The sequence below is a fragment of the Flavobacterium sp. ENC genome (assembly GCF_020991415.1).
In the GTDB taxonomy this organism is placed as follows: domain Bacteria; phylum Bacteroidota; class Bacteroidia; order Flavobacteriales; family Flavobacteriaceae; genus Flavobacterium.
In genome coordinates this window covers 1-462 of sequence record NZ_JAJMOY010000037.1, presented here as the reverse complement: position 1 = coordinate 462, position 462 = coordinate 1, and the positions used below count along the sequence as shown (strand labels likewise).

Genomic DNA, 462 nt, shown 5'->3' with positions numbered 1-462 from the left:
ACCGCAAGCCATTGCCGTTTGTTATGCAGATCGAAAACTGAATTACGGAGCATTGGATGCCGCTGTGAACCAATTATCGAATTACCTGAAAGATGTTTACGGTATCCAACAGGGGGATTGTGTAGGCTTATTATTGGACCGCAGCGAATGGATGCTGATCCCGATGTTAAGTATCCTGAAACTGGGCGGTATTTATCTGCCGATTGACAAAAGTTACCCGACCTCAAGAATTAGTTACATTTTAGAAGATGGCCGTGCAGCGTTATTGATTTCAGATACGCCCTATACAGACGAATCAGGAATTAATGTAATGATCCTGCCGGACCATATAGAAGAACTTTCCGATCATAGCAGTGAGTTAGCCTCTGCTGCAATCCATGAAGAAGATCTGGCGTATATGATTTATACCTCAGGTTCTACCGGAACCCCGAAAGGGGTAAAGATCCGTCACAGCTCCGTTAG

1 protein-coding gene is annotated in these 462 nt (G+C 44.6%); it reads left to right on the top strand.

Going from position 1 to position 462, the window contains the following annotated elements:
- The coding region (locus tag LPB89_RS21940; protein WP_230703740.1) for an AMP-binding protein at positions 1-462 on the top strand (462 nt) is incomplete at both ends.